Here is a 25,660-nt window from a genome sequence, read left to right as displayed (position 1 = left end):
GGCAGTCTTCCGGACAAGCCTGGCCAGTGGGCCGCTGCTTGCCCGGAGGCGAACCTCTCGGTGCCTGACCTGCGAACGCATGGACCGAGGCCCGGACCGGGCAGGCGGCCGGGCGTCGCCGCGAGAGGTTCGGCCGCTAGGCCCGGCCTGATCGCAGGCGCGCAACCGCGTCAGGCCCGAGCTCGAGGTAGAAGCGGATCGCGTCGTCGATCAGGGCGTCGGGCGTGACACCCGCAGCCTTCGCGGCCCGGCTGACTTGGAGCCCCAGCGCAAGATCGACGCGCATGACGGCGCCCTGGGCCGGCGGAGCGGGTGCGGCGTCAGGGGCGGGTATGGGCGCAGAACTGTTCCGCGACTCGAGCTTGCCAAGCTTCGCCTCGCGACGGCCCCGGTGCACGAGAGCGTCGGCGCGCTCGTTGAGGCGGTCGCCCGCATGGCCCCGGACCCAGGTCCATTTCACGTCGCGTGCCGCGTTCAATGCGTCGAGGCGCTTCATGAGGTCGACGTTCTTCACGTCCCCCGTCGTCGTGCGCCAGCCCTTCGCCTTCCAGCCGCGCATCCACTCGGTCACCGATTTGACGACGTACTGGCTGTCGCATCGCATCTCGATCGCGGCACCGGCCGGGAAATGCTCGAGCCCCTTGATCGCGGCCGTGAGTTCCATGCGGTTGTTGGTCGTGGAGCCAGGCTCTCCGCCGCACAGCTCGACCGTGCCGTCCGGGGCCGCAACGACGACACCCCAACCCCCAGGCCCGGGATTGGGGTCGCATCCTCCATCGGCATAAACGATCGTTCGCATCGTGGCGTCGGCTCTTCCATACGGGGTTGGTCGATCGGAGGCGGCCACCGATGCCCGAAATTGGCTGACAGATGGTATCCCCATCCCTTGGACCGGACGGGCCGCCCCGCCCCCTGTCGCAGCGCTGGGAAATAGTCTCCGTCACGCCACCTTCGAACGATAGGTGGACGTGAGGCCGGGCCGCCTTGACCCCGCCGCGACCCCGCCCTGCCCTGCCGTTCGTTGAGCTCGCGGGCCGGGCAGATTATGCATGGACCCATGGAACTCCGAGCTTCCGCCGATCGACCCCTGGCTCCCGTCGCCCGCAAGCCGTCTGCCGGGCAGGCGGCGCCGTTCCTGCCGATGAGCCGCGCCGAGATGGCGGCGCTCGGCTGGGACGCCTGCGACATCGTGCTGGTGACGGGCGACGCCTACGTGGATCATCCGAGCTTCGGCATGGCCATCATCGGCCGGCTGCTCGAAGCGCAGGGGTTCCGGGTCGGCATCATCGCGCAGCCCGACTGGCAGTCGGCGGAGCCGTTCCGGGCGCTCGGCCGGCCAAAACTGTTCTTTGGCGTCACCGGCGGCAACCTCGATTCGATGGTGAACCGCTACACGGCGGACCGCCGGTTGCGCCACGACGACGCCTACACGGCCGGCGGCGAGGGCGGAAAGCGGCCGGACCGCTGCACCATCGTCTACACGCAGCGCTGCCGCGAGGCCTACAAGGACGTGCCGGTCGTGCTCGGCGGCATCGAGGCCTCGCTGCGCCGCATCGCCCACTACGATTACTGGTCCGACAAGGTGCGCCGCTCGATCCTGGCGGACGCCAAGGCGGATCTGCTCATCTACGGCAATGCCGAGCGCGCCGTGGTCGAGGTGGCCAACCGCATGGCCGCCGGCGAGGCGCCGCACGAACTGGATTCCATCCGGGGCGTCGCCCTGTTCCGCCGCGTGCCCGAGCACTACACCGAGCTGCCCGCCGACGACCTCGATTCGACCGACGAGGCCGCCGCCCGGAAACCCGGCGACACGGTGATCCGGCTGCCCGCCTACGACGTGGTCAAGGACGACAAGGAGGCCTATGCCCGCGCCTCGCGCGTGCTTCACCGGGAGGCCAATCCCGGCAACGCGCGCCCGCTCGTCCAGCGCCACGGCGACCGCGACCTCTGGCTGAATCCGCCGCCGATCCCGCTGACCAGCGACGAGATGGACGCGGTCTACGACCTGCCCTACGCCCGCGCCCCCCATCCGTCCTACGGCGACGCGAAGATCCCCGCCTGGGACATGATCAAGTTCTCGGTGACGATCATGCGCGGCTGCTTCGGCGGCTGCACCTTCTGCTCGATCACCGAGCACGAGGGCCGCGTCATCCAGAACCGCTCGGAGGGCTCGATCCTGCGCGAGATCGAGCGGATCCGCGACAAGACGCCGGGCTTCACCGGGGTGATCTCGGATGTCGGCGGGCCGACCGCCAACATGTACCGGATGGCCTGCAAGGACCCGAAGATCGAGGCGGCCTGCCGGCTGCCCTCCTGCGTCTTCCCGGACATCTGCCCGAACCTCAACACCTCGCACGACGACCTGATCCGGCTCTACCGCAAGGTCCGCGAGGTGAAGGGCGTCAAGAAGGTGATGGTGGCCTCGGGCGTTCGCTACGACCTCGCGGTCCGCAGCCCCGAATACGTCAAGGAGCTCGTGACCCACCATGTCGGCGGGCGCCTGAAGATCGCGCCCGAGCACACCGAGCGCGGGCCCCTCGACAAGATGATGAAGCCGGGAATCGGCACCTACGACCGGTTCAAGGAGATGTTCGACGCCGCCGCCAAGGAGGCGGGCAAGAAGTACTACCTGATCCCGTACTTCATCGCGGCCCATCCCGGCACGACCGACGAGGACATGATGCACCTCGCGCTCTGGCTGAAGAAGAACAACTACCGGGCCGATCAGGTCCAGACCTTCCTGCCCTCGCCCATGGCCACCGCCACGGCCATGTACCACACCGAGGTCAACACGCTGAAAGGCGTGCGGCGGGGCGGAGCCGAGCCGGTCGAGGCGATCAAGGGGCTGCGGCAGCGGCGGCTGCACAAGGCCTTCCTGCGCTACCACGACCCCGAGAACTGGCCGCTGCTGCGCGAGGCGCTGCGGGACATGGGCCGCGCCGATCTCATCGGGCCGCGGCCGGACCAGCTCGTGCCGTTCTCGCAGCCGCCGGGGACGGGCCCGGGTGCCGGCAAGCCCGGTGGCCGGCCGCGGCCCGCGCGGCGCCCGGGCGGCGGGCCGCGCTTCACCACGAAGGGCGTGCCGCTGAGGCCGTGACGACGCGATCCCGGCACGGGTCCCGATCGCAGCGCGATCGGGACCTGCCCTAGGCCGCTCCGCGGCCGGCGAGATAGCTGCGCCAGCCGCCGGACTGCGTGATGTCGAGGGCACCCGCGAGGCCGGCCGCCTCGACCAGGAAGCCCTTCGGTGCCGTCCCGTCGGCGAGCCGCAGGGTGCCGATGCCGAGCGGGGCCGGGATCTCGGCCACGAAGGCGCCGAAGGCGGCCGGCGGCAGCGCCCACACCTCGGTGTCGATGCAGCCCCCCTCGCCCGCAGCCACGCGCAGGAGGCCCGGGCGCTGCGGCGGACCGCCTGGAAGTGCGTAGAGGCGATACTCCGCCGCGGTCGTCGCGCTGCGCAGATACCGGGCGCCGCACGCCGTCAGCGCGGGGTTCAGGGGCAGCCCCGACAGATGCGCGCCGACGACCGCCAGCTCGATCTCGCCGGGCCCGGCCCGGGCCGGGCCCGTTTCCGGCACCGGCACCGTCACCGTCCCGGCGCCGATCCGCGGGCCCGCCGCCGCGTGCAGGCGCGCGCCCAGGGCGGCGAGCAGGCCGTCGCGACCGCGCGGCGCGAGCAGCGTGATCCCGGCGGGGAAGCCGTCGGCGCGGGGCCGCCCCGGAACCGCGAGGGCGCACCAGTCGAGCAGGTTGACGAAGTTGGTGTAGGTCCCGAGCTCGCTGTTCGGCCCGATCGGGTCGGCCGCCACGGCCGCGCAGGTCTGCGGGCGCGGGTAGGTCGGAACCGCCAGAACGTCGATGCGGTCCCAGACAGCGTCGGCGGCCCGGCGCAGCTCCGTCAGGCCGTAGAGGCCCGCGAAGGCGTCGGCCGCGCTGTGGCGCCCGGCGGTGCCGATCACCGCCCGCGTCGTCGGGTGCAGGATCTCCGGGCGCGTCTCCATCACCGGACGGATCGCCGCGTAGCGCTCGGCGACCCACGGCCCGTCGTAGAGCAGGCCCGCGACGCGGAACATCGGGCCCATGTCGACCGGCACGGCCGGGCCGGCGATGGCTTCGAGATCGGCCCGCGTCGCCGCGAAGGCCGCCTCCGAGAGCGGGTCGCCGCCGAAGCGCAGGCCCGCCGCGTCCGGCAGGCCCAGGCGCAGGCCCGGGGGCAGCCCGGCGGGCGCGGGCGGCACCGGCAGCGCCCGCGACCACGGATCGGCACCGTCGTAGCCCAGCATGACGCGGAAGGCCGCGTCGGCGTCGGCGACGGTGCCGGCGAAGACCGAGAGCGTGTCGAGGGTGCGGCAGGCCGGCAGCATGCCGCGGCTGGAGACCGCCCCGAGGGAGGGCTTGAGCCCGACGACGTTGTTGAGCGCCGCCGGCACCCGCCCCGAGCCCGCGGTGTCGGTCCCAAGCGCGAAGGCGACGATCCCGTGCGCGACCGCGACGGCCGAGCCGCTGCTGGAGCCCCCCGGCACGTAGGCCGGATCGACGGCGTTGCGCGGGGCCGGATAGGGCGTGCGCAGGCCGACGAGCCCGGTGGCGAACTGGTCGAGATTGGTCTTGCCGACGAGGATCGCCCCGGCCGCGAGGAGGCGGACCACCGCGGGCGCGGTCTCGGCGGGGCTGTAGGCGAAGTCCGGGCAGGCGGCGGTGGTCGGCAGGCCGGCCACGTCGATGTTGTCCTTCACCGCGAAGGGCACGCCCCAGAGCGGCATCGCGGCGGGATCGAAGGGCGGGAGCGCCGCCGCGGCGGCCCGCGCCTCGGCCTCGGGTACCAGCGCGAGGAAGATGCCGGGATCGTCGACCGCGGCGAGCCGCCGATAGGCCTCGGCTACGACCGCGCGCGGGTCGAGGCCCGCCGCGTAGGCGGCGTGCAGGAGCGGGATCGTCGGGAAGGGGGGCACGGCGGCTCCTCGTCTCGGGCCGGGGCGGGCGTCAGGCGACGCGGCGGTTCCCGGGCGGCCGCGGGCCGCCCGGCGCGGTGCCGGTCACGCGGCCGCGCGCGGGGCGTGGTGGCTGTGGAGCTGCGCGGCCAGCATGCGGCGCAGATCGTTGAAGGCCGGGCTCGACACGTCGCGCCGCCGCGGCAGGTCGATGTCGTGCACCGCCTCGATCCGGCCGGGACCGGGCGACATCATCACGATGCGGTCGGCCAGGAAGATCGCCTCCTCGATCGCGTGGGTGACGAAGAGGATCGTCAGCCCGGTGCGGGACCAGAGGTCGAGCAACTCGTCCTGCAGGCGCTCCCGTGTCATGGCGTCCAGCGCCCCGAAGGGCTCGTCCATCAGCACCACCTCGGCCTCGTTGGCGAGCACCCGGGCGATGGCGACCCGCTGCTTCATCCCGCCCGAGAGCTGGTGCGGATAGGCCTCGGCGAAGGCCTGGAGGCCGACGAGCGCGATGTAGCGCTCGGCGACGTCGCGCACCTCCGCGGCGGGCCGCCCGCGCGCCCGCGGCCCGAAGCCGATATTGTCGCGCACGCTCAGCCACGGGAACAGGCCGTAATCCTGGAACACCATGCCCCGGCTCGGCCCGGGGCCGGCGATGGGCGTGCCCCACATCAGCGCCTGGCCGGAACTCGGCGTCTCGAAGCCGGCGGCCACGCGCAGCAGCGTCGACTTCCCGCAGCCCGAGGCGCCGAGCAGGCAGACGAATTCCCCGCGCGCGACCGTGAGGTTCGCCTCGCGCAGGGCCTCGGTCCTGCGCCCGCCCGCCGCGTAGGTCTTCGAGACCGCGCGCATGTCGAGGATCGGGATCGTGGGATCAGCCATGGTTCGGGCTCCAGGCGAGCAGCCGGCGGCCGAGCTGCATGACCAGCCAGTCGGAGACGAAGCCCGCGACCCCGATCACCGCCATGCCGCAGATCACGATCTCGGTGCGCGAGAGCTGGCGCGCCTCCATGATGATGGCGCCGAGCCCGGTCTGGACGCCGGTCATCTCGCCGACCACGATCACCACCCAGGCGAAGCCCAGCCCCAGCCGCAGGCCGGTGAAGATCGACGGCAGGGCGGCCGGCAGCACGACCCGGACGAACTGCGCCGGCCCGGTGCAGCCCAGCATCGCGGCGGCTTCGAACAGGCGCGGCTCCACCGAGCGCACCCCGAACACGGTGTTGACCAGGATCGGGTAGAACGCCCCGAGGAACACCAGGAAGAAGGCCGAGCGCGGCCCCAGGCCGAACAGGATCATGGCCAGCGGCAGCCAGGCGGTGACCGGGACGGGGCGCAGGACCTGCAGGACGGGATCGAGCAGCGCCCGGATCAGCGGGACGCGGCCGATCAGCAGGCCGAGCGGCAGGGCGGCGGCCGCGGCCAGCGCGAAGCCGCCGTAGACGCGCTCCAGCGAGGCGGCCAGATGCGTCCACAGGGTCCCGCTGAAGGCGTCGTCGTTGACGCCGCCCACCGCGAGGTCGCGCAGCTGCGCCCAGACCTCGGCGGGCGGCGGGATCAGGCTGTAGGGCCGGCCCGCGGTGGTGACCTGCCAGACCGCGACGAGCGCGGCCGGCACGAGGCAGGCCAGCGCCGGAGCGCGCAGGCGGGCGAGCCCGGCCCGGGCCCGTTCCGCCGCGGAGGCCGGCACCGGCATCGCGGCCGGAAGCGCGCCGGCCTCGGTTCCGGTGCTCACGCCCGCCCCATCGCGTCGACGAAGCGGGTGTCGATGAAGCCCGGCTCGGGCAGGCGCTTGATCTGCTTGAGCGCCAGCATCTGCCGCGCGTAGGCCCCGGCCTGCCGGACCTCGTCCGGCCCGAGGCGCCAGGTCAGCTCGACGTTCGGGGCGGAGCGTTCCAGCGCCTCGCGCTTCTGGCCGAGCTTGGCCACCGCCATGGCGATCATCGCCTCGCGGTCGCCGGCCGCGAAATCCGTGGCCTTGCGGTGGATCTCCAGCATGGTCCGCACGAGGTCCGGCCGCTCGGACAGCGTGTCGCGGTGGGCCCCGAACACCATGTTCAGGGCGCCCATCTCGGTGCCGTAGGGATACTCGACGAGCTGCCCCACGCCCGAGGCGAGGCTGACGCCCGGGCCCGGCTCGGCGCCCACATAGGCGTCGACGTCGCCGCGGGCCAGCGCGATGTGCATCTCCGAGAAGGAGACCCGCACGGGCGTGATGTCCTTCACCGAGAGGCCCTCCATGCGCATCCGCTCCAGGACGAAGACCTCCTGGGTGCTGCCCGGCCAGATCGCGACGCGCTTGCCGCGCAGGTCCCGGATCGCGCGGATGTCGGAATCCTTCCGGGCGATCACCGCCATGCCGCGGTTGCAGGTCGAGGCGATCACCGTGATCGGCTCGCCCGCGGCCGCGCCCAGCGTCGCGGCGGCGATGCCGAAGGTGCCGAAATCCACCGACTTGGTGACGACGGCGTTCTTGCACTCGGTGGGGCTCTCGAAGGGCACGACCTCCACGCGCACGCCCTCGGGGGTGAAGCGCTCGTAGAAGCTCGGTGCGATCGAGTGGATCAGCTTGAGCGATCCCATCCGGATCGTCGTGGGCGCGCCCTGCGCGCGGGCGCCCGACAGGCGGCCACCCGGCAGGGGGGCGAGGGCGAGGCCGGCCCCGAGACCGGCCAGGAGAGTGCGGCGGCGGATCATCGAACGGCTCCTCGAGAGTCCCGATGGCCGCGACGCTAGGCCTGCCCCTTGTTGCGAGGAAGTGCTATTTTCCGAGCGTGCCGTTGCATTTTGGACAACGGCAGCCGGAGGGCCGCGCGTGAGGCACCTGCGCACCGTCACCTATGTCGCCGAGGTCGCCCGCGCTGGCTCGATCCGGCGCGCGGCTGAGCGGCTGAACCTGACGCCGTCGGCGCTGACGCGGCAGATCCAGGACCTCGAATACGAGCTCGGCACGCCGATCTTCGAGCGCCTGCCGCAGGGCATGCGGCTCAACGCGGCCGGCGAGCTGTTCGCCCGCCACATCCGCGACCAGATAGCGGATCTCGACCGGGTGCGCTCGCAGATCGCCGACCTGTCGGGGGTGCGGCGGGGGCACGTGGCCCTGGCCTGCAGTCAGGCCTTCGTCACGCAGGTGGTGCCGGAGGAGATCGAGGCCTACCGCGCCCGGTTTCCCCAGGTCGGCTTCGCCGTGCGGGTCCGCGACCACGCGCAGGCGGTGACCGCCCTGGGGGCGTTCGAGGCGGACCTCGCCCTGATCCTGCAGCCGCCGCCCTCGGCGGAGCTGCACCTCCTCTATTCCGGCCACCAGACCCTGTGCGCATTGATGCGCCGGGGCCACGCGCTCGCGGCCGAGACGGGGCCGGTGCGGCTGCGCGACTGCCTCGCCCACGCCCTGGCGCTGCCCGACCACTCGCTCGCCATCCGCCACCACATCGAGCAGGCCCTGGCGCGCCGCGGCGTCGAGCTGCGGCCGGCGGTCGAATCGGGCTCGCTCGAGTTCCTGCGCAACCTCACCCTGCGGGAGGACGTGGTCAGCCTGCAGATCCCCAGCGGCATCCCGAAGGATCCGCGCCTGCACAGCCGACCGATCGACGCGCGCGACCTCACCCCGATGACGCTGGTCCTGGCGCAGCTGCGCGGGCGCTCGCTGTCGGTCGCCGCGGCCAAGTTCGCCGACCAGCTCGTCCTCCGGCTCAACCGGGCGTGACCGGCGCCCGCGGGGCGCACTATAAGGCCCCTCCCCGCCTCGCGGATCGGAAAGCCTCGCCGTGAGGGCCCGAGCATGGTCGATGATCCGGTGCGCGCCTTCGTGGACAGCCTGCTGGCCGGCGGCGCCTGCGGCCGGCTGATGGCGTCGCGGGACTGGTCCGGCACGCCGCTCGGTTCGATCGAGGCGTGGCCGCAGAGCCTCAGGACGGCGACCGCGCTCCTGCTGCGCTCGCCGGTGCCCATGGTCATGCTGTGGGGCGAGGCCGGCACCATGATCTACAACGACGCCTACTCGGTCTTCGCGGCCGGCCGTCACCCCCGGCTCCTGGGCTCCGAGGTCCGGGCGGGCTGGCCGGAGGTCGCCGCGTTCAACGACAACGTGATGAAGGTCTGCCTGGCCGGCGGCACGCTCTCCTACAAGGACCAGGAGCTCACGCTCTTCCGGAACGGGCGTCCCGAGCAGGTCTGGCTGGACCTCGACTACGCGCCGGTGCTCGACGAGGGCGGCCGGGCGGCGGGCGTGCTCTGCGTCCTGGCGGAGACCACCGAGCGCGTCGCGGCCGAGCGCGAGCGCCGGGCCGCCGAGGCGCGGCTGCGGGAGAGCGAGGAGCAGCTGCGTCTGGCGACGGAGGCGGCGGAGGTCGGCCTCTGGGACGTGGACGTGGTCAACGACCGGCTGTTCTGGCCGGCGCGGGTGAAGGCGATGTTCGGCATCGCGCCTGACGCTGCGGTCTCGATGGCGGACTACTACGCGGGACTGCACCCGGAGGACCGTGAGGCGACGAGCGCGGCCTACGCGGCGGCAGCCGATCCGGCGCGGCGGGCGGTCTACGACGTGGAGTACCGCACGGTGGGCCGTGAGGACGGGGTGGTGCGCTGGGTCGCCGCCAAGGGCCGGGGCCTGTTCGAGGGCGGGCGCTGCGTCCGGGTGATCGGCACCGCCCTCGACATCACCGCGCGCAAGCGGACCGAGGCGGCCCTGCGCGAGAGCGAGGCGCGCCACCGCGCCCTGATCGAGGGCGTCCCCCAGCTCGTCTGGCGCGCCGTGGGCGCGGGGCAGTGGACCTGGGCGAGCCCGCAATGGACCGCCTATACGGGGCAGGCCGAGGCGGAGAGCCGCGGCCTGGGCTGGCTGGGGCCGATCCACCCGGACGACCGCGACCGCGCGGGCGGCCTGGGCCGAGGCCGCCGGCCGCGGCGTGCTCGACGTGGAGTACCGGCTGCGCAACGCGGCCGAGGCGCGCTTCTGCTGGTTCCAGGCCCGCGCCGTTCCGGTGCGGGAGGCGGACGGCGCGATTCGGGAGTGGCTCGGGACCTCGACGGACATCGACAACCTGCGCAGCCTGCAGGAGCAGCAGCGGGTGATGGTCGCCGAGCTGCAGCACCGCACCCGCAACCTGATCGCCGTGGTCACCGGCATCGCGCAGGAGACCCTCGCCCAGACCGGTCCCGGCGCGGCCTTCGCCGCACAGTTCGAGGACCGCCTCGCCGCGCTCTCGCGCGTGCAGGGGCTGCTGTCGCGCTCGGCCGAGGCCCCCATCACCATCGAGGCGCTGGTGCGCATGGAGCTGCGGGCGCTCGCCATCCACGAGCTGGCCACCAACGCCCGGAAGTACGGCGCGCTGGCGACGGCGCGGGGCGCGCTCGCGGTCGGCTGGCACATCCGCATCGACGCGGCCGAGGGGGCCGACGACGGTCGGCGCTGGCTCGTCATGGACTGGGTCGAGACGGAGCCGGATCCGGTCCGCGCGGAGGCCGGGCGGGCCGGCCGCCGCGGCTACGGGCGCGAGCTGATCGAGGAGGCGCTCCCTTTTGCGCTGGGCGCGCGCACGCGCTACGAGCTGGACCTGCGGGGCGTGCGTTGCCGGATCGAACTGCCCCTCGACAGACGCGCCGTCGAGGAGGTCTGCCCGTGACTGCTGCCCTGGCCGCATTCGCGGGCCGCGCCGTCCTGCTGGTCGAGGACGATTACTTCATCGTCAAGCACCTGCGCCGCCGCCTTCAGCAGGAGGGCGCCCTCACCCTCGGGCCGGCCTCCAACGTTCCGGACGCGCTCGATCTGGTCCACAGGGTTCCGCGCATCGACGCGGCGGTGCTCGACATCAACCTGCAGGGCGAGATGGTCTTCCCCGTGGCCGACGCGCTGGCCGCGCGCGGTGTCCGCTTCGTGTTCGCGACGGGCTACGACCCGGTCGAGGTTCCGGCCCGCTACGCGGGGGTCCGGCACTGCAGCAAGCCGGTCGATCTCGCCAGCCTCGCCGAGGCTCTGTTCGGCTGAGGCCGCTCAGGCCGGCGCGTCGTCGGCCAGGACCGAGCCTATCCGCTCCGGGAGCGGGAAGCGGATCGTGCAGCGCAGCCCGTCGGGCTCGTAGGACAGGGCGGCCACGGCTTTCAGCTCGTAGGCGAGCGTCTCGGTGAGCACCTCCGTGCCGAATCCGCGCCGGACCGGCGCGGCGAGGCCGCGATCACCCGTCTCCTTCCAGACGAACGTGAGCGGGGCGCCGTCCCCGGCAGCGTCGTGGCTCCAGCGGACGTCCAGGCAGCCGCTGGGCCGCGCGAGGCAGCCGTGCTCGATCGCGTTGATGGCCAGTTCATGCACCGCCAGGGCCAGCACCTGCGCGGCCTGCGGCTGCAGGCGGACCGCCGGGCCCGCGAGCGTCGCCTGCTCGCCCTCGCGCACGGTGTAGGCCAGCAACTCGCTCGCGATCAGGTCCGCGAGCTCGACATGTCCCGAGACGTCGATCGCGGCCTGCACGCGCGCGACCGCGTCGAGCCTGTCCTCGAGGTGCGAGACGTAGGCCTCCAGATCCCCGGCCGCCTCGGAGGAGGCGCGGATCAGCATGCGCAGCATCGCGAAGGTGTTGCGCTGGCGGTGCCGGAGCTCGCCCGAGGCGCTGCGCGCGTCGAGGAGCCGGCGCAGGCGCGCATTGTCGGCCCTGAGCGCGGCGAGCTCGGCGCCGAGCGCGGCGATACGGTCGGCCTGGGCATCCTGCGTCATGCGGTATCCACCCCTGCCCCGGTCAACCCTCGCGCCCGGGCGGGGTTCAGCGCCGGCCCTCGCCACACGCCCTCGCCACACGCGGATCCCGCCGCGGAGCCTCCCGGGCGGTGGGTCAGGCGGGAACGCTCCGGAACGCCCCCGGTTGACCGACAGGACGATCCGCGCAGGCCGCGGGATCTCCGAGGAGACGACACGTGAACGCAGAGATCCGCGCCATCCTGCTCGCGGCAACCCTCCTCGCCGGCCCCGGCGGGGCGGCTGGGGCGGCGGAACGGACCGACGGCGGCCCGAAGCCGGCCCAGGCGGGCGGCACGGCCGCGTCGGGCGAGAGCGTGGGCGCGGGCGGGCTGACCGGGTCCGGGGCAACCCGGGACGGTGGAGCCCGCCGCACCGACGACAAGCCCGCCGCCGAGCGGGGCGGCTCGTCCGCCGCGCCCGCCGCCGGCACGGCGCGCTGAGGCCGGGCGCCGGGCCCATGGGCCGGCGCCGCGGTCCGGCCTACTGCGAGCGGCGACCGAACGAGACCGCGTAGGCCTGGACGCGCGCGTCGATCAGGGGGTCGTCCGAGACCTCGATCCCGTCCGTGAGCGCGTTCGGCATGAACAGCAGCGCCTTCTCGGCCTCGCGGCTGTCGGGCACGGCCTTGTCGATCGTCAGGGTGCCGAGGTCGATCGTGCGGCGGTCATCGGGCCAGGGCTTGGTGGCGTCGTTCGTCGGGTCGCCCGGCTGAGCGAGCTGGGCCAGGACGCGGAAGCGGGCGGGCTGCTTCGCCAGGCGGGCGCCGATCTCCTGCATCAGGTAGTCCGGTCCCCGCTTGGCGGCCTCCTCGGGTGCCAGGATGTCCTCGCCCTCGACCGGGACGAAGCGGTAGCGGAAGGGCTGACGCTTGCCGTCCTTGTCGACGAAGACGAAGGCGTTCACCCCGTTGTAGGTCTGCCGGGCGAGGCTCGACGGGGTCGGGGCCGTCTTGCCGGCCGTGGCGGCGGCGGGGTGGGCGGCGGTGAAGGTTTCGAGCGCCGTCGGACGGGGCGCGTCCGGGCCGCTCGCGGCGACCGCCTTCAGGAGGTCGCGGAACTCCTCGCCGGTGGCGACGGGGAAGTACTTGAGGGCGTTGACGACGACGTCCATCTCGGCGCCGTCGGCGAGCTTGAACTTCAGCGCCAGCCCGTGCGGGTTCGCGTTGGCCGAACCATCCGGGATCGTCGGAATGCCGGTGGCGTCCGAGAACCGGACCGTCACGGGCACGGCCGGGCCCCGGAACAGGGAGGCCTTGCTGATCCCGGCGGCCTCGGCCGAGGGCGTGAAGCTGCCCTCGGCCACGATGCCCTTGGCGTGGTTCGCCCGGAAGCCCGGATGCTTGCCGAACAGCGTGTTCATCGCGTCGACCGTCTGCTCGGCGGTCGAGGCCTCCTGAGCGGACGCGGCTCCCGCCGCGAGTGCGAGCGCGACGCCTGTGGCAAGAGCGCGTGCAATCCTGAGTTGTCGCATGGAGGGTCCCTGACGGCGTCGGCGGCCGGCCGACCGGCTCGCGTGCGGGACCGTTCTTAAGTGGCGTCGGGGACCGCGCACAACTCAGGATGCTCGGCGTGTCGCCGGCCTACAGCGCTCGCGGGCATCAATTCATCGGGATCGACCTGTCCTGGGATCGACCTGCCCTCCCCCTGCGCAGCAGTCCCCGCCTCTCCGCCCGATCCATCGATGGGCCGGGGCCGGATGGGCACTCAAGCCGTGCCGCGGGGCGAGGGCATCCCGGCCGCGCCGGATTCTGCGACGTGTTGGGCCACGATCGCGTCGAAGGAGGCGTCCGCCGCGAAGCCGAGCGCCAGCGCCGCCCGGGTGTCGAAGGCCTCCGGCCAGGTCTCGATGATGCGCATCACGGCCGGGTCCGGCTCGCGCCGGATCAGGCCGACCGCGGCCTCGCCCGCCACGCGGCGCAGGGCCTCGATCTCCTCGGCCACCGTCGCGGAGACGCCCGGCATGGTCAGCGTCCGCCGGGTGCCGAGGCCCGCGAGGTCGAGCCCGGCCGCGTGCAGCAGGAAGCCGGTCGCGGCGCCGGGGCTCGCGAACCAGTGGCGCACGGTGTCGGGCACCGGCAGCACGGCGGGAAGGCCGGCCAGCGGCTCGCGGATGATGCCGGAGAAGAAGCCGGAGGCCGCCTTGTTGGGCTTGCCCGGCCGCACGCAGATGGTGGGCAGGCGCAGGCCGATCCCGTCGAGGAAGCCGCGGCGGCTGTAATCGGCGAGCAGCAACTCGCCCATCGCCTTCTGCGTGCCGTACGAGGAGGCGGGCGCCGGGATGAAGTCGTCGCCGATCACCGGCGGCAGCGGCTGGCCGAAAACCGCGAGCGAGGAGGTGAACACCACCCGCGGCCTGTAGCCCTCCGCCTCGCTCAGGTGCCGGATCGCCTCGAAGAGCAGGCGGGTGCCGTCGAGGTTGACCCGGTAGCCGAGGTCCATGTCGGCCTCCGCCTCACCCGAGACCACCGCCGCGAGGTGGAAGACGATGCCGGGGCGCTCCTTGAGCGCCGCCGCGGCGGCGCCGGGTGCCGAGAGGTCGGCGGCCTCGACCCGGACCGGGCCCGCGAAGCCCGCGGGAGTCTCGGGTCGCACCACGTCGACCAGGGTGAGGCCGGTGAGCGGGTCGTTGCCGACGCGGCCGGCCGCGACCAGGGCCGCGGTGAGGCGCCGGCCGATCATGCCGGCGGCGCCGAGGATCAGGGCGTGCATGGACGTGTCTCCGCTCAGCGCATCAGGTCGAGGGCGCGGGCGAAGAAGTCGCGCCCGCCGAAATTGCCGGATTTGAGGGCGAGCAGCATCGGCGTGCCCGCGACCGTGCGCAGCACGGGCACGCCCGCCGCGATCTCCGGCCCGACCCGGAAGGCCTTCAGGCCCAGATGATCGACCACCGCACCGGAGGTCTCGCCGCCCGCCACCACGAGGCGGCGCACGCCGCGCTCGACCAAGGCCGCGGCGAGCCGGGCCAGCGCTCCCTCGATGGCGTGGCCGGCGGCCTCGACGCCGTGGCGGGCCTGGAGGGCGCGGACCGCCTCGGGGTCGGCGCTGCTGGCGATCAGCACCGGGCCCTCACCGACGCGCTCGCCCGCCCAGGCGACGGCTTCGGCGACGCCGTCCGGGCCCGCGAGCAGGCGCTCGGGATCGAGGCGCAGCACCGGCATCCGGTCCTCCGCCGCCGCGATCTGCTCGAGCGTCGCCCGCGAGCAGCTGCCCGCGAGGCAGGCGGCGAGCCCGCCGACCGGCTCGGCCAGCACCTCGGCGGCGGGATCCGGCGCACCGGCCCGGGCCAGTGCCCGGGCGAGGCCGAGGCCGAGGCCGGAGGCACCGCAGGAGACCCGGTGCGCGAGCGCGGCGCGCCCGAGAGTCTCGAGATCGGTCTCGAAGATCGCGTCGGCGACGGCCGCGCCAGCCCCCTCCGCTGCCAGCGCGTCGAGGCGGGCGCGCACGGCCGCCTCACCCCGCGCCACGGTCGCCACGTCCACGAGTCCCACCGGGGCGGCGCTCTGGCGGGCCAGCACCCGGACGAGGTTCGCGTCCCGCATCGGGTTCAGCGGGTGGTCCTTCAGCGGGCTCTCGTCGAGGGGCACGGCGCCCACGAAGAGGTGGCCCTGGTAGACGCTGCGCCCCGTCTCCGGAAAGGCCGGCGTGACGAGGGCGATCGCCTCGCCGGCATCCGCCCGCAGCGCGTCGAGGACGGGGCCGATATTGCCCCGGTCGGTCGAGTCGAAGGTCGAGCAGATCTTGAACATCACGTGGCCGGCGCCGCGCCCGCGCAGCCACGCGTCGGCGGCCCGCGACAGGGCGACCGCGCGCTCGGGCTCGATCGAGCGGCTCTTCAGGGCGACGACGACGGCGTCGACCGCGCCCAGCGCGAGGTCGTCCGCCGGGATGCCGATGGTCTGGACGGTGCGCAAGCCCGCCTTGGTCAGGGTGTTGGCAAGGTCCGAGGCGCCCGTGTAGTCGTCCGCCACGCAGCCGAGGGCGAGGGTCATCGGGCAGCTCCCCGGTAGGATTGGAACCAGCCGAGCCCTTCGACGGTGCCCGCTGCCGGGATGTACTCGCAGCCGACGAAGCCGGCGTAGCCGAGGCGGTCGAGCTCGGCGAAGAGGTGGGCGTCGTTCATCTCGCCGCTGCCGGGCTCGTGCCGGTCGGGCACGCTCGCGGTCTGGACATGGCCGATCAGCGGCATCAGCGCGCGCAGCCGCATGGTCACGTCCCCGTGGATGATCTGGCAGTGATAGAGGTCGAACTGGAGCCTCAGGTTCGGCAGCGCCAGCTCGCGGATCAGCGCGGCGGCGGCGCCGAAGTCGTCGAGGAAGTAGCCCGGCATGTTGCGGGCGTTGATCGGCTCCAGCACGAGGTCGAGGCCCCGCTCGGCGAGCCGCTCAGCCGTCCAGGTCACGGCGCGGCGGTAGGCGTCCTGCGCCCGCGGGTCGCGGGGATCGGCGAGGCCCGCCATCAGGTGCAGGCGGGCGACGCCCGTGGCCTCGGCGTAGCGGAGCGCCGTCTCGACGCCCGCCGTCAGCTCGTCGAAGCGCTCAGGGAGAGCCGCGATGCCCCGCTCGCCCGCCGCGAAGTCGCCCGGCGGCAGGTTGAACAGGGCCTGGGTCAGGCCGTGGCGGGCGAGCCGCTCCGCGATCGCCTCCGGCGGATGCTCGTACGGGAACAGGAACTCGACCGCGTCGAAGCCCGCATCCGCGGCCGCGGCGAAGCGGTCGAGGAAGGCGTGCTCGTTGAACATCAGGGTGAGGTTGGCGGCAAAGCGCGGCATGGCTCCTCTCAGGCCTTCGTGGGCAGGGTCGCGCCCGAGAGCTGGGCGTAGATTCGCGCCACCGAGGCGTCGTCGTCCCGGCCCATGCCGGCGCCCGACGCCGCCAGGAACATCTGGAGGGCGGCGGCCGCCACCGGCACGGGGTAGCGCTCGGCCCGGGCCATGTCCTGCACGATGCCGAGATCCTTCACGAAGATGTCGACCGCGCTCTTCGGGCTGTAATCGCCCGCGACCACGTGCGGCATCCGGTTCTCGAACATCCAGGAATTGCCGGCCGAGGCCGTGATCACCTCGTAGACCCGGGCGAGGTCGAGACCTTGCTTGGCGGCGAAGCTCATCGCCTCGCTGGCGGCGGCGATGTGCACGCCCGCGAGCAGCTGGTTGATCATCTTGAAGGCCGCGCCCTGGCCGGCCGCGTCGCCGAGCTCGTAGAGCCGGCCCGCCATGGCGTCGAGCGCGGGCCGGGCCGCCGCGAAGGCTTGGGCCGAGCCCGAGGCCAGGAAGGTCAGGGCGCCCTCCGCCGCGCGGGCCGCGCCGCCGCTCATCGGCGCGTCGAGGTAGTGCCGGCCGGTCTCCTCGAGCCGCGCCGCGAGCGCGCGGGCGATCGCCGGGTCCATGGTGGCCGATGAGACGAAGACGGCGCCCGGCCGCATCGTCTCGGCGGCTCCCTCGGATCCGAACAGCACGGCCTCGGTCTGGGCGGCGTTGACCACGACGCAGACCACCACATCCGCCCCTTCGGCCGCCTGCGCGGGGCTCGCGGCGCCGCGCCCGCCCGCCGCCTCGAAGCGGGCGACCGCGTCGGGGTTCACGTCGCAGGCGGCGACGGAAAAGCCCGCCCGCAGGAGCGAGGCCGCCATGCCGGCGCCCATCGAGCCGAGGCCGATCACCGCGACGCGGCCTGTCTGAGTGGTGCTCATGGTGTGGGATCCTGGGTTGTTCGGGATCGGGGCGGTAAGGCCGCCGCCTCTTCCCTCCCCCCTCTGCGGGGGAGGGTGGGCCGGCCGTCAGGCCGGGTCGGGAGAGGGGAGCGACGGTGCAAAATCTGGCTCAGCCCTGCATGAAGGCCGCGCCTCAGCCTGAACCCGGGCTCCCCTCTCCCGACCCCTGCTGACGCAGGGGCCACCCTCCCCCGCAGAGGGGGGAGGGAGATCGCGCGTGCTACCGGTTCACCAGCCGCTTCGGCGTCGCGAATACGCAGACCGCGCCGATCACCAGCATCGCGGCGAGCGCGTACATGCCGCCGGCCGTGCTGCCGGTGGAGTCGCGCACCGCCCCGATCACGAAGGGTGCCGCGAAGCCCGCGAGGTTGCCGACCGAGTTGATCAGCGCGATGCCGGCCGCCGCACCCGTGCCGGCGAGGAACGCGGTCGGCAGCGACCAGAACAGAGGTGCGCAGGTGAGCACGCCGCCCGCCGCCACCGAGAGCGCCGCGATCGCGATCACGGTGTTGCCGGTGCTGGCCGCCACGATGAAGCCGATGGAGCCGAGAAGCGCCGGCACGATCAGGTGCCAGCGGCGCTCGCGCATCCGGTCGGCGCTGCGGCCGAGCAGGATCATCACGAAGACCGCGAACAGGAACGGGATCGCGCTCACCAGACCGATGTTGAGGTTGCCCTGGATTCCGGACGCCTTGACGATCGTCGGCATCCAGAAGGTCAGGCCGTACTGGCCCGTCACGAAGGCGAAGTAGATCAGGCTCATGAACCAGATCCGGCCGTTGCTGAACACGGTGGCGATCGAGTGCGGGCTCTCGGTCTTGCCCTGCCTCTCGGCCGCGATGTCGCGCTCGATCACGGCCTTCTCGGCCTCCGTCAGCCAAGCTGCGTCCGACGGCTTGTTGTCGAGGTAGAGGAACACGGCTGCGCCCACGAGGATGGCCGGGATCGCCTCGATCAGGAACATCCACTGCCAGCCCGAGAGGCCGTAGGCGCCGTTGAAGGCGTCCATGATCCAGCCCGAGAGCGGGTTGCCGAAGATGCCCGACACCGGGATCGCCGACATGAACACCGCGATCACCCGGGCGCGGCGGTGCGCGGGGAACCACGAGGTCACGTAGAGGATCACGCCCGGGTAGAAGCCGGCCTCGGCGAGCCCCAGCAGGAAGCGCATGATGTAGAACGAGGTCGCCGAGTTCACGAACATGAAGGCGCCGGAGATCACACCCCAGGTGATCATGATCCGGGCGATCCAGACCCGGGCGCCGACCCGGTGCAGGATCACGTTCGAGGGCACCTCGAACAGGAAATAACCGATGAAGAACAGGCCGGCGCCCAGCCCGTAGACCGTCTCGCTGAACTGCAGCTCCTGCGACATCTGCAGCTTGGCGAAGCCGACATTCACCCGGTCCAGGTAGGCGATCACGTAGCAGAGCATCAGGAACGGCACGAGGCGCCAGAACACCTTCGTGTAGGTCTGCTCGACGAAATCCTGTGGCGGGCTTGCGGCCCCCGGCACCGTTGCGGCCTGCACGGTCATGGCGTTCTCCCTGTCTGCCCCGATGCTCGGGGTGGCCCCGAGGCTCGGAGTGGCCCCATGGCGCGGGGCGATCGTGGCGACCGCTCTGACGGCGGTGCTCGGATCCAGAGGTATATCGGATTGGCAGCGCTGCCAACAATTTTTGGGAGCGCTGCCAATTCTGTTGTGACGGACCGGGCCGCTTGTTATGTCGGAGCCGTGCCGGACGGGTGCCGGAGGGGCAAGGCGTGACCATCCACCAGACACCGGGGCGTCTCGTGACCATCGCCGACGTCGCCCGGGAGGCGGGCGTCGGCGAGAGCACGGTCTCGCGCGTGCTGCGCGGCCAAGGCTCGTTCTCGAAGCGGGCGGGCGAGCGCGTGCTGGAGGTGGCCGCCCGGCTCGGCTACGTGCCGAACCGGCTCGCCGGGTCGCTCGCCGGCAACGCCGATTCGGCGGGCTCGCAGCTCGTCGGCGTGGTGATCCCCTCGCTCGCCAACATCGTGTTCCCTGACCTGCTGCGCGGCCTCACCGGGGCGCTGGACGGCGCCGGCTTCCAGAGCGTGGTCGGGGTGAGCGACTACGACCCGGAGCGCGAGGAGGCGCTGGTCGCCGGGCTCCTGTCCTGGCGCCCCGCCGCCCTGGTGCTGACGGGGCTGGAGCACACGGAACTCACGGTGACGCGGCTGCGGGCTGCCGGCATCCGGATCGTCGAGATGATCGACACGGACGGCCCGGGCCTCGACATCGTGGTGGGCTTCTCGAACTGGGCGGTGGGGCATGCCAGCGCCCGCCACCTCGTCGGTCGGGGCTACCGGCGCATCGCCTATGTGGGCCACGATCTCGGCCGGGACCTGCGGGCGGCCAAGCGGCTCGCCGGCTTCGAGGCGGGGCTCATCGAGTCGGGCCTCGCCCTGCACGCCCGCGAACTGGTGTCCGACCGCTCCTCGGCGGCGGCCGGCCGGGCCGCCCTGGAGGCGCTGATGGCGCGCGTGCCGAACACCGACGCGGTCTACTTCTCGAACGACGACATGGCGCTCGGCGGCTACTTCGCCTGCCTCGGCCGCGGCTGGGCCGTGCCGGAGCGCGTGGCCCTGTTCGGCTGCCACGCCCTCGACATCACCGCGGCGATGCCGCAGCCGCTCTCGACCATGCGCACGCCCCGCCTCGCCATCGGCCGCGCGGCGGCCGAGCACTTGCGCGCGGGCGGCCCACCCGGGACGATCGATCTCGGCTTTGAACTGAGCGAGGGAGCCACCGCATGAGCGCATCCGAGAGCCGGCTCCGCGAGGAGATCTGCCGCTACGGCCGCTCGCTGTTCGAGCGCGGCCTGACGCCGGGCTCCTCGGGCAACATCTCGGTGCGCCTCGACGACGGCGGCTGGCTGGTCTCGCCGACGAACGCCTCGCTCGGCTTCCTCGACCCGGCCCGGATCTCCAGGCTCGACGCCCAGGGCAATCTCGTCTCGGGCGACAAGCCCACCAAGGAGATCCCGCTCCACACCGCGCTCTACCAGAGCCGCCGGGAAGCGCGGGCCATCGTGCACCTGCACTCGACCCACGCGGTCGCGGTCTCGATGCTGCCCGAGATCGACCCGAAGGCCGTGCTGCCGCCGCTGACGCCCTATTACCTGATGCGCACCGGCGGCACGGCGCTGGTGCCGTATTTCCGGCCCGGCGACCCGGCGGTCGCTGACGCGATCCGGGGGCTGGCCGGCCGCTACAGCGCGGTGCTGCTCGCCAACCACGGGCCGGTGGTGGCGGGCGAGAGCCTGGAGGGGGCGGTCTTCGCCACCGAGGAGTTGGAGGAGACGGCCCGGCTCTATCTCCTCCTGCGCAACCTCAATCCCCGCGCCCTCTCCCCGGCCCAGGTGGATGACCTCGTCGCGCATTTCGGCCTGACGCTGCCCGACCATCGCGACTGAGAGGCTCCGGGCGCGTGGGCGCCCTGCCCTCCGGCAAGGGGCCGCCGCCGGTTGCGCCGCGCATCCATCGATGTGATATGGGCGTCCAAGGTGTGCGGCCCCGGGGTGGGGCCTGCAGGTCGTTGCCGCTGGTCGGGCCGCCAGCGGGGGAGACCTGTGCCCGTGTTCCATCCGAGGAAGCATCGCCGCGTCGGGCCGCCGGTTGCCGGCCGCGACGGCCGACCGGATGTCCGAACGCCGACCTCGTGCGCGCCGCCCTTCCAGGACTGGCCTGCCTCGTGAGGCTCGGCATCATCGTGGGTGCGGCCGACGAGCGCGGCTGCCGCGATGAGCGGCGCCGGTCCTTCGGCGGACAGCCGCCGCACCATCCTCCGCGAACCGGTCAGATGACGACATGAATGTCCAGGCGCCCGTGCCGATCCGCCGCCCGCTCTCCGCCCTGCGCAGCATGCTCCACAACGAGGCGAGCGGCGGCCTCGTGCTGATGGCCAGCGCCGCGCTGGCGCTGGTCGTCGCCAACTCGCCCCTGGCGGACGGGTACTTCGCGGTCCTGAAAGCCTATCTCGGCCCGCTCTCGGTTCTGCACTGGATCAACGATGCGCTGATGGCGGTGTTCTTCCTGCTGGTCGGCCTGGAGATCAAGCGGGAGTTGCTGGACGGGCGTCTGCGCACGTGGCCGGACCGCATCCTGCCCGGCGTGGCGGCCCTCGGGGGCATGCTGATGCCGGCGCTGGTCTACGCTGCGGTCAACCGCCACTCGCCGGAGACGCTGCGCGGCTGGGCCATCCCGGCCGCCACCGACATCGCCTTCGCGCTCGGCGTGCTGGCCCTGCTGGGCTCGCGCGTGCCGGTCTCGCTCAAGGTGTTCCTCACCGCGCTCGCCATCATCGACGACCTCGGCGCGGTGGTCATCATCGCGGCCTTCTACACCGCCGACCTGTCGCTGCCGATGCTCGGCGGCGCGGCCGTGACGCTCGCAATCCTCTACGGCCTGAACAAGGCTGGAGTGGCGCGGCTCTCGCCCTACCTGCTGCTCGGCGCGGTGCTGTGGGTGTTCGTGCTCAAGTCGGGCGTCCACGCGACGATCGCGGGCGTGCTGCTCGCCCTGACAATCCCGCTCCGCCTCAGCGTCGGCCGGCCGGACGATCCGACCTCGCCGCTGCACATCCTCGAACACGCCATCCATCCCTGGTCGGCGTTCCTGATCCTGCCGATCTTCGGCTTCGCCAACGCGGGCGTGTCGCTGGCCGGGTTCGCGCCGGGCATGCTGCTCGATCCGGTGACACTCGGGGTGGCGCTGGGCCTGTTCCTCGGCAAGCAGCTCGGGGTGTTCGGCTTCGTGCTGGTGGTCGTCAAGCTGGGCTGGGCGCAGCGCCCGGCGCACGCGACCTGGCTGCAGGTCTACGGGGTGGCGCTGCTGTGCGGTGTCGGGTTCACCATGAGCCTCTTCATCGGCCTGCTCGCCTTCGCCGACAGCCCCGATCTGGAAGCGGAGACCAAGATCGGTGTGCTGGCCGGCTCGCTGCTCTGCATGGCGGCCGGGGCCCTGGTTCTGAGGCTCGCGCCGCGCGCGGATGCGCGCCTCTGAGCCGTCGGGCCGTGCAACCCGAAGAGGTGCTTTTCCCGCCTGCGCCGAACGCGTCGAGTTCGGGCTCTATGGTTTGCCGCCCGATCAGCCTTTGATGGGGGCCTTGGGGCACACGCGCTCGACCGCCTCCGCACTGTCCTGCGGGCGCGTGTTGAAGGCGATGGCGGTTGACGGCGCAGCCTCTCGGGCGGCGTTGAGGACGGCCTCGAAGACTGCCAAGTGGCGCGCCCAGGAGCGGATGCCCGCGCCGATCACGAGGCAGTCGTACGCGGCGGCGGCGAGCTTTTCCCTCACGGCCGGGCCGGCTTGATCGTCGGGCCGGATGAGGCAGGACTCGGCCGTCCAGCCGCGGTCGCGCATGCTCTCCAAGGCCACCCGGATCCCATGATGGATCTTCTCGGCGTCGAGTCCGGGCGGGAGCGCCGGGTCCGAAAAGTCGACAACCTCCGGCTCGTAGCCCACCAGCAGAACCCGCATCGGACGACCTCTCACTCGGATGGAGGGTGACAAATCGGGCGGGTCGCACAAGCCTCAGGGGCTCCAGCCACAGCCAGAAATACCCGAAACGTGTTTTGGGTCAAAAGTGGATCTATCAGGTCTTCGCGCCGGCAAAACGCCTGTAAGGCTTTGGTTTTGCTGGCGCGCCGGCCGGAACAAAAGCGCGAACACCTATGTCGTTGAAATTCTGCTATAAATATGGACCAGTGTGCAATCCCTGCTTGTCGTTCTTCTCGGCCGCTTAGCTTCCTTTCGTGGCTTCTCCGAAGCGGACGCTGCAGCCGCCCAGCTTGTAGGTCTCCGTTGCGCCACCTGCGGACCTTCGCGCGAGCGGGAACAAAGGTCCGCATCCTGTCGGCAAGCGGTCCCTCCTGCTGCAGTGGGATCGACTTGCCTGATCCTCAGGCCGCGCGCACCGTCGCGAGGAAGCGGCCGACCTCGGCGCTGAGCTGCTCCGACTGCCGCGACAGCGCACCGGCCGCGCCGAGCACTTGGCTCGCGGCAGCGCCCGTCTCCTCGACGGCGTGCGCCACACCGGCGATGTTGCTCGTCACCTCCCCGGTGCCGGTCGCCGCCTGCGCGACGTTGCGCACGATCTCCTGGGTCGCCGCGCCCTGCTCCTCCACCGCCGCGGCGATCGAGTTCGCGACACCGGCGATCTCGCGGATCCGCGCGGAGATGCCGCCGATCGCCTGCACGGCCCGCGCGGTCGAGCCCTGGATCTGTCCGATCTGCCGCCCGATCTCCTCGGTCGCCCTGCCGGTCTGGCTGGCCAACTCCTTCACCTCGCTGGCCACCACGGCGAAGCCGCGCCCGGCCTCGCCGGCGCGCGCCGCCTCGATCGTGGCGTTGAGCGCCAGCAGGTTCGTCTGGCTGGCAATCTGCGCGATGAGGGTCACGACGTCGCCGATGCGCGCGGTCGCGCCGCTGAGTTCCTGCACCAGGGCGGCCGATTGATCGGCCTCCGAGACGGCGACCCGCGCGAGGCTGGCCGAGCCGTCGACCTGACGGCTGATCTCCTGCACCGAGGCGCCGAGTTCCTCGGCGGCTGCGGCCACCGTGTTGACGTTGCTGGCCGCCTCCTCGGCGGCCGCCGCAACGGTGGTGGACTGCGAGGCGGTCTGGGCAGCGGTCGCGGTCATCTGCTGCGCCGTGGCCTGCAGCTCGGTGGCCGAGGACGACACCATGCCGACGATGCCGCCCACGGCTTGCTCGAGCCGGCCGGCCATGTCGCGCAAGGTGGCTCTGCGCTGCTCCTCCGCGGAGGCGCGGGCGAGCGCCGACTCCGCCTCCAGGGCTCTCATGCGGATCAGATCGTCCTTGAAGACCTGCACGGCCTTGGCCATCTCGCCGATCTCGTCGCGGCGCTGGGCACCGGCGACGTCCACGGCGAGGTCACCACCGGCCAAGCTGCCCATCACACGGGTCATCTCCGTGATCGGCCGCGTCACCCGCCACCGCACGACGACGAGTCCGACCAGGGCCAGGACGAGAGCGACGGCGAGCAGGCCGACCTCGCCGATCAGCGTGCTCAGGGCAGCCTCGTTGCGCGCCTGCGCGTGCTCCCGGGCCATCCGCATCGCGGCGTTCGAGATGGCCGTCAGCGCGTCGAGCCCGGCATTGCCGAGGCGGTCGAGCTCGTCGTTGGGCACGCTCGGCGGGCGCTTGGCGGCCGCATCCTCGTAGGCGGCCTTGCGGACACGCTCGTAGCTTCCGAAACTGACGTCCTTGGCGGTGCCGGCCAGGGCCACCAGCTCCGCCGGGGCGCCGGGCCGCGCGAGAAGCTCGTCGAGCACGGATCTGTTCACGAGCGCCCGGCCGCGCAGATCGGCCATCCTGCGGTCGAGCTCAGGCGTGAGTTCGCCCCGGCTGCGCGCCTCGGCCAGAAGGGTGCGCTCCAATCCGAGGCCGTCGCGTGCGAGCCACGCGGCCTGCTTGATGGCCATCAGCTCCGCCGTGGTGGTGTCGGCCATGCGGATCGCCTCGCCGAGGGCGACCGACATCTTCTCCAGCCTGTCGATGACCTCGGTGGCAGCCGTGGCGTACTGGCCGCTCAGGCCCGTCCGCCGCTGGTCGAGCGGGACCTTCAGAGCCGCGTCGGCCTCCTTCTGAAGCGCGGCGAAGCGTTCGGCGCTCCCGGGCAGGCCTGAGGCGATCTCGGCGCGGCCGCTCGTACAATCGACCGTCCGGCAGAGTGCGATGACCCGCGCGGTGGCGGGATCGGCCTTCGCGCGCGCCGCGACCAGCATGCCCTGGAAGGCTTCGGAGGCAGGGGGGCTCGCTTCCAAAGCGACGCGCGTCGGCCCGCGCTGGGTGCGCGTGTTCTGAAGGGCCACGAAGACCTCGTACCCGGCCTCCGCAACCTGCGTGACGCGCGCGCTCTCACGAAGCTTCCGCACCTCGCCGTGGATCGGCGCACCGACGGCGACCACGACAAGGGCGGTCATGGACCCGAAGAGGATCTGCAGGGTCGTGCCGATCTTCGGCGAGAAGCGCGCCAGGGTCATCATGTGTCTCGCTGCAAGGCCCGATACCCAGTCACCGCGGCCGACTGCAACCTGCGCGAGAATATTGAACTAGTGCTTACGGATTGGTGATTTCTGCGCCTGCCGGTACCGACAGGCTCTGATCCACCGTCCGACCTGCGGCCGTCGTGACGTGATCCCAAAGCGCAGATCGCGCCGGAACCCCGCAGGCTGGCGTCGGGTTTGGCGGCCATGCCCCAGCGAAAGATGCTTGCCCGTGAGCCCGACCCGTTGGAC

22 protein-coding genes and 1 pseudogene are annotated in these 25,660 nt (G+C 72.6%); 9 read left to right on the top strand and 14 right to left on the bottom strand.

Annotated elements, in window-relative coordinates:
- Positions 1 to 136: 136 nt before the first annotated feature.
- Positions 137 to 799, bottom strand: a complete 663-nt coding sequence (locus tag DK427_RS16795) for a ribonuclease H family protein (protein ID WP_109952264.1) — start codon at positions 797 to 799, stop codon at positions 137 to 139.
- Between the two features lie 258 nt (positions 800 to 1,057).
- Between DK427_RS16795 and DK427_RS16790 the strand changes: the two genes are divergently transcribed.
- Positions 1,058 to 3,097, top strand: coding sequence for a YgiQ family radical SAM protein (locus tag DK427_RS16790; RefSeq protein ID WP_109952263.1), 2,040 nt, complete (start codon positions 1,058 to 1,060; stop codon positions 3,095 to 3,097).
- Positions 3,098 to 3,146: 49 nt separating this feature from the next.
- Here the strand turns inward: DK427_RS16790 and atzF are convergent, their stop codons facing one another.
- From atzF to DK427_RS16770, 4 genes are all read right to left on the bottom strand, one after another.
- Positions 3,147 to 4,952: an allophanate hydrolase gene (gene atzF / locus DK427_RS16785; protein WP_109952262.1), complete on the bottom strand. Its 1,806-nt coding sequence runs from the start codon at positions 4,950 to 4,952 to the stop codon at positions 3,147 to 3,149.
- Positions 4,953 to 5,036: 84 nt separating this feature from the next.
- Positions 5,037 to 5,819: an ABC transporter ATP-binding protein gene (locus DK427_RS16780; RefSeq protein WP_109952261.1), complete on the bottom strand. Its 783-nt coding sequence runs from the start codon at positions 5,817 to 5,819 to the stop codon at positions 5,037 to 5,039.
- Positions 5,812 to 6,672, bottom strand: coding sequence for an ABC transporter permease (locus DK427_RS16775; RefSeq protein ID WP_109952260.1), 861 nt, complete (start codon positions 6,670 to 6,672; stop codon positions 5,812 to 5,814). Before DK427_RS16775 ends, DK427_RS16780 begins: the two co-directional genes overlap by 8 nt.
- Positions 6,669 to 7,634 (bottom strand): ABC transporter substrate-binding protein, encoded by a 966-nt coding sequence (locus tag DK427_RS16770; RefSeq protein ID WP_109952259.1) that lies wholly within the window; start codon positions 7,632 to 7,634, stop codon positions 6,669 to 6,671. The genes DK427_RS16775 and DK427_RS16770 overlap by 4 nt, the downstream gene beginning before the upstream one ends.
- Positions 7,635 to 7,752: 118 nt before the next feature.
- Here DK427_RS16770 and DK427_RS16765 point away from each other — a divergent pair, with 118 nt between their 5' ends.
- The 4 genes and pseudogenes from DK427_RS16765 (at position 7,753) to DK427_RS27125 (ending at position 10,923) form a co-directional block, all read left to right on the top strand.
- Entirely contained in the window at positions 7,753 to 8,643 is an 891-nt protein-coding gene (locus DK427_RS16765) for a LysR family transcriptional regulator (protein ID WP_109952258.1), read from the top strand.
- 75 nt (positions 8,644 to 8,718) lie between these two features.
- Positions 8,719 to 9,909: pseudogene (locus tag DK427_RS27135) on the top strand (PAS domain S-box protein); the annotation flags it as partial.
- Between the two features lie 100 nt (positions 9,910 to 10,009).
- Positions 10,010 to 10,561 carry an HWE histidine kinase domain-containing protein gene (locus DK427_RS27130; protein ID WP_245931038.1) on the top strand — a complete coding sequence of 184 codons (552 nt, stop codon included), beginning with the start codon at positions 10,010 to 10,012 and terminating at the stop codon, positions 10,559 to 10,561.
- A complete protein-coding gene (locus DK427_RS27125) occupies positions 10,558 to 10,923 on the top strand; it encodes a response regulator (RefSeq protein WP_109952257.1) in 366 nt (121 codons plus the stop codon). The genes DK427_RS27130 and DK427_RS27125 overlap by 4 nt, the downstream gene beginning before the upstream one ends.
- A 6-nt stretch (positions 10,924 to 10,929) precedes the next feature.
- Here the strand turns inward: DK427_RS27125 and DK427_RS16750 are convergent, their stop codons facing one another.
- Complete coding sequence (locus tag DK427_RS16750) at positions 10,930 to 11,643, bottom strand: HWE histidine kinase domain-containing protein (RefSeq protein ID WP_109952256.1); 714 nt, start codon at positions 11,641 to 11,643, stop codon at positions 10,930 to 10,932.
- A gap of 197 nt (positions 11,644 to 11,840) precedes the next feature.
- Between DK427_RS16750 and DK427_RS16745 the strand changes: the two genes are divergently transcribed.
- Positions 11,841 to 12,104 (top strand): hypothetical protein, encoded by a 264-nt coding sequence (locus DK427_RS16745; RefSeq protein ID WP_109952255.1) that lies wholly within the window; start codon positions 11,841 to 11,843, stop codon positions 12,102 to 12,104.
- A gap of 40 nt (positions 12,105 to 12,144) precedes the next feature.
- Here the strand turns inward: DK427_RS16745 and DK427_RS16740 are convergent, their stop codons facing one another.
- The 6 genes from DK427_RS16740 to DK427_RS16715 form a co-directional block, all read right to left on the bottom strand.
- Positions 12,145 to 13,134: a catalase family peroxidase gene (locus DK427_RS16740; protein ID WP_109952254.1), complete on the bottom strand. Its 990-nt coding sequence runs from the start codon at positions 13,132 to 13,134 to the stop codon at positions 12,145 to 12,147.
- Between the two features lie 233 nt (positions 13,135 to 13,367).
- Positions 13,368 to 14,372 carry a D-erythronate dehydrogenase gene (gene denD, locus DK427_RS16735; protein WP_109952253.1) on the bottom strand — a complete coding sequence of 335 codons (1,005 nt, stop codon included), beginning with the start codon at positions 14,370 to 14,372 and terminating at the stop codon, positions 13,368 to 13,370.
- A gap of 14 nt (positions 14,373 to 14,386) precedes the next feature.
- Complete coding sequence (gene otnK, locus DK427_RS16730) at positions 14,387 to 15,652, bottom strand: 3-oxo-tetronate kinase (RefSeq protein WP_109952252.1); 1,266 nt, start codon at positions 15,650 to 15,652, stop codon at positions 14,387 to 14,389.
- The gene (gene otnI / locus DK427_RS16725) at positions 15,649 to 16,431 is read right to left on the bottom strand and encodes a 2-oxo-tetronate isomerase (RefSeq protein ID WP_109952251.1); all 783 of its coding nucleotides are present in this window, start codon (positions 16,429 to 16,431) and stop codon (positions 15,649 to 15,651) included. Before otnI ends, otnK begins: the two co-directional genes overlap by 4 nt.
- A gap of 8 nt (positions 16,432 to 16,439) precedes the next feature.
- Entirely contained in the window at positions 16,440 to 17,351 is a 912-nt protein-coding gene (gene ltnD / locus DK427_RS16720; protein WP_109952250.1) for an L-threonate dehydrogenase, read from the bottom strand.
- Between the two features lie 241 nt (positions 17,352 to 17,592).
- Positions 17,593 to 18,909, bottom strand: coding sequence for an MFS transporter (locus tag DK427_RS16715; RefSeq protein ID WP_109952249.1), 1,317 nt, complete (start codon positions 18,907 to 18,909; stop codon positions 17,593 to 17,595).
- A 233-nt stretch (positions 18,910 to 19,142) separates the two neighbouring features.
- On the opposite strand from DK427_RS16715, the gene DK427_RS16710 reads away from it, so the two are divergent.
- The 3 genes from DK427_RS16710 to nhaA all read left to right on the top strand — a co-directional run bounded on the left by DK427_RS16710 (position 19,143) and on the right by nhaA (position 22,400).
- A complete protein-coding gene (locus DK427_RS16710) occupies positions 19,143 to 20,153 on the top strand; it encodes a LacI family DNA-binding transcriptional regulator (RefSeq protein ID WP_425452600.1) in 1,011 nt (336 codons plus the stop codon).
- A complete protein-coding gene (gene otnC, locus DK427_RS16705) occupies positions 20,150 to 20,812 on the top strand; it encodes a 3-oxo-tetronate 4-phosphate decarboxylase (RefSeq protein ID WP_109952247.1) in 663 nt (220 codons plus the stop codon). The genes DK427_RS16710 and otnC overlap by 4 nt, the downstream gene beginning before the upstream one ends.
- A gap of 394 nt (positions 20,813 to 21,206) precedes the next feature.
- Entirely contained in the window at positions 21,207 to 22,400 is a 1,194-nt protein-coding gene (gene nhaA, locus DK427_RS16700; RefSeq protein WP_109952246.1) for a Na+/H+ antiporter NhaA, read from the top strand.
- An 84-nt stretch (positions 22,401 to 22,484) separates the two neighbouring features.
- Here the strand turns inward: nhaA and DK427_RS16695 are convergent, their stop codons facing one another.
- Together DK427_RS16695 and DK427_RS16690 are read right to left on the bottom strand one after the other, a co-directional pair.
- Positions 22,485 to 22,877: a hypothetical protein gene (locus DK427_RS16695; RefSeq protein ID WP_109952245.1), complete on the bottom strand. Its 393-nt coding sequence runs from the start codon at positions 22,875 to 22,877 to the stop codon at positions 22,485 to 22,487.
- Between the two features lie 422 nt (positions 22,878 to 23,299).
- Positions 23,300 to 25,408, bottom strand: coding sequence for a methyl-accepting chemotaxis protein (locus tag DK427_RS16690; RefSeq protein ID WP_245930599.1), 2,109 nt, complete (start codon positions 25,406 to 25,408; stop codon positions 23,300 to 23,302).
- Positions 25,409 to 25,660: the final 252 nt, after the last annotated feature.

Source organism: Methylobacterium radiodurans, assembly GCF_003173735.1.
In the GTDB taxonomy this organism is placed as follows: Bacteria; Pseudomonadota; Alphaproteobacteria; order Rhizobiales; family Beijerinckiaceae; genus Methylobacterium; species Methylobacterium radiodurans.
Note: the sequence above shows the minus strand (reverse complement) of the source record. Positions and strands in the feature narration are given on the sequence as shown.

What these genes read in the sequence shown, in the direction of transcription:
- DK427_RS16750 (WP_109952256.1), bottom strand. Translation starts at nt 11,643, where the DNA reads ATGACGCAGGATGCCCAGGCCGACCGTATCGCCGCGCTCGGCGCCGAG.
- DK427_RS16770 (WP_109952259.1), bottom strand. Translation starts at nt 7,634, where the DNA reads ATGATCCGCCGCCGCACTCTCCTGGCCGGTCTCGGGGCCGGCCTCGCC.
- DK427_RS27130 (WP_245931038.1), top strand. Translation starts at nt 10,010, where the DNA reads ATGGTCGCCGAGCTGCAGCACCGCACCCGCAACCTGATCGCCGTGGTC.
- denD (WP_109952253.1), bottom strand. Translation starts at nt 14,372, where the DNA reads ATGCACGCCCTGATCCTCGGCGCCGCCGGCATGATCGGCCGGCGCCTC.
- DK427_RS16690 (WP_245930599.1), bottom strand. Translation starts at nt 25,408, where the DNA reads ATGATGACCCTGGCGCGCTTCTCGCCGAAGATCGGCACGACCCTGCAG.
- ltnD (WP_109952250.1), bottom strand. Translation starts at nt 17,351, where the DNA reads ATGAGCACCACTCAGACAGGCCGCGTCGCGGTGATCGGCCTCGGCTCG.
- otnK (WP_109952252.1), bottom strand. Translation starts at nt 15,652, where the DNA reads ATGACCCTCGCCCTCGGCTGCGTGGCGGACGACTACACGGGCGCCTCG.
- DK427_RS16790 (WP_109952263.1), top strand. Translation starts at nt 1,058, where the DNA reads ATGGAACTCCGAGCTTCCGCCGATCGACCCCTGGCTCCCGTCGCCCGC.
- DK427_RS16795 (WP_109952264.1), bottom strand. Translation starts at nt 799, where the DNA reads ATGCGAACGATCGTTTATGCCGATGGAGGATGCGACCCCAATCCCGGG.
- otnC (WP_109952247.1), top strand. Translation starts at nt 20,150, where the DNA reads ATGAGCGCATCCGAGAGCCGGCTCCGCGAGGAGATCTGCCGCTACGGC.
- nhaA (WP_109952246.1), top strand. Translation starts at nt 21,207, where the DNA reads ATGAATGTCCAGGCGCCCGTGCCGATCCGCCGCCCGCTCTCCGCCCTG.
- otnI (WP_109952251.1), bottom strand. Translation starts at nt 16,431, where the DNA reads ATGCCGCGCTTTGCCGCCAACCTCACCCTGATGTTCAACGAGCACGCC.
- DK427_RS16715 (WP_109952249.1), bottom strand. Translation starts at nt 18,909, where the DNA reads ATGACCGTGCAGGCCGCAACGGTGCCGGGGGCCGCAAGCCCGCCACAG.
- DK427_RS16695 (WP_109952245.1), bottom strand. Translation starts at nt 22,877, where the DNA reads ATGCGGGTTCTGCTGGTGGGCTACGAGCCGGAGGTTGTCGACTTTTCG.
- DK427_RS16740 (WP_109952254.1), bottom strand. Translation starts at nt 13,134, where the DNA reads ATGCGACAACTCAGGATTGCACGCGCTCTTGCCACAGGCGTCGCGCTC.
- DK427_RS16780 (WP_109952261.1), bottom strand. Translation starts at nt 5,819, where the DNA reads ATGGCTGATCCCACGATCCCGATCCTCGACATGCGCGCGGTCTCGAAG.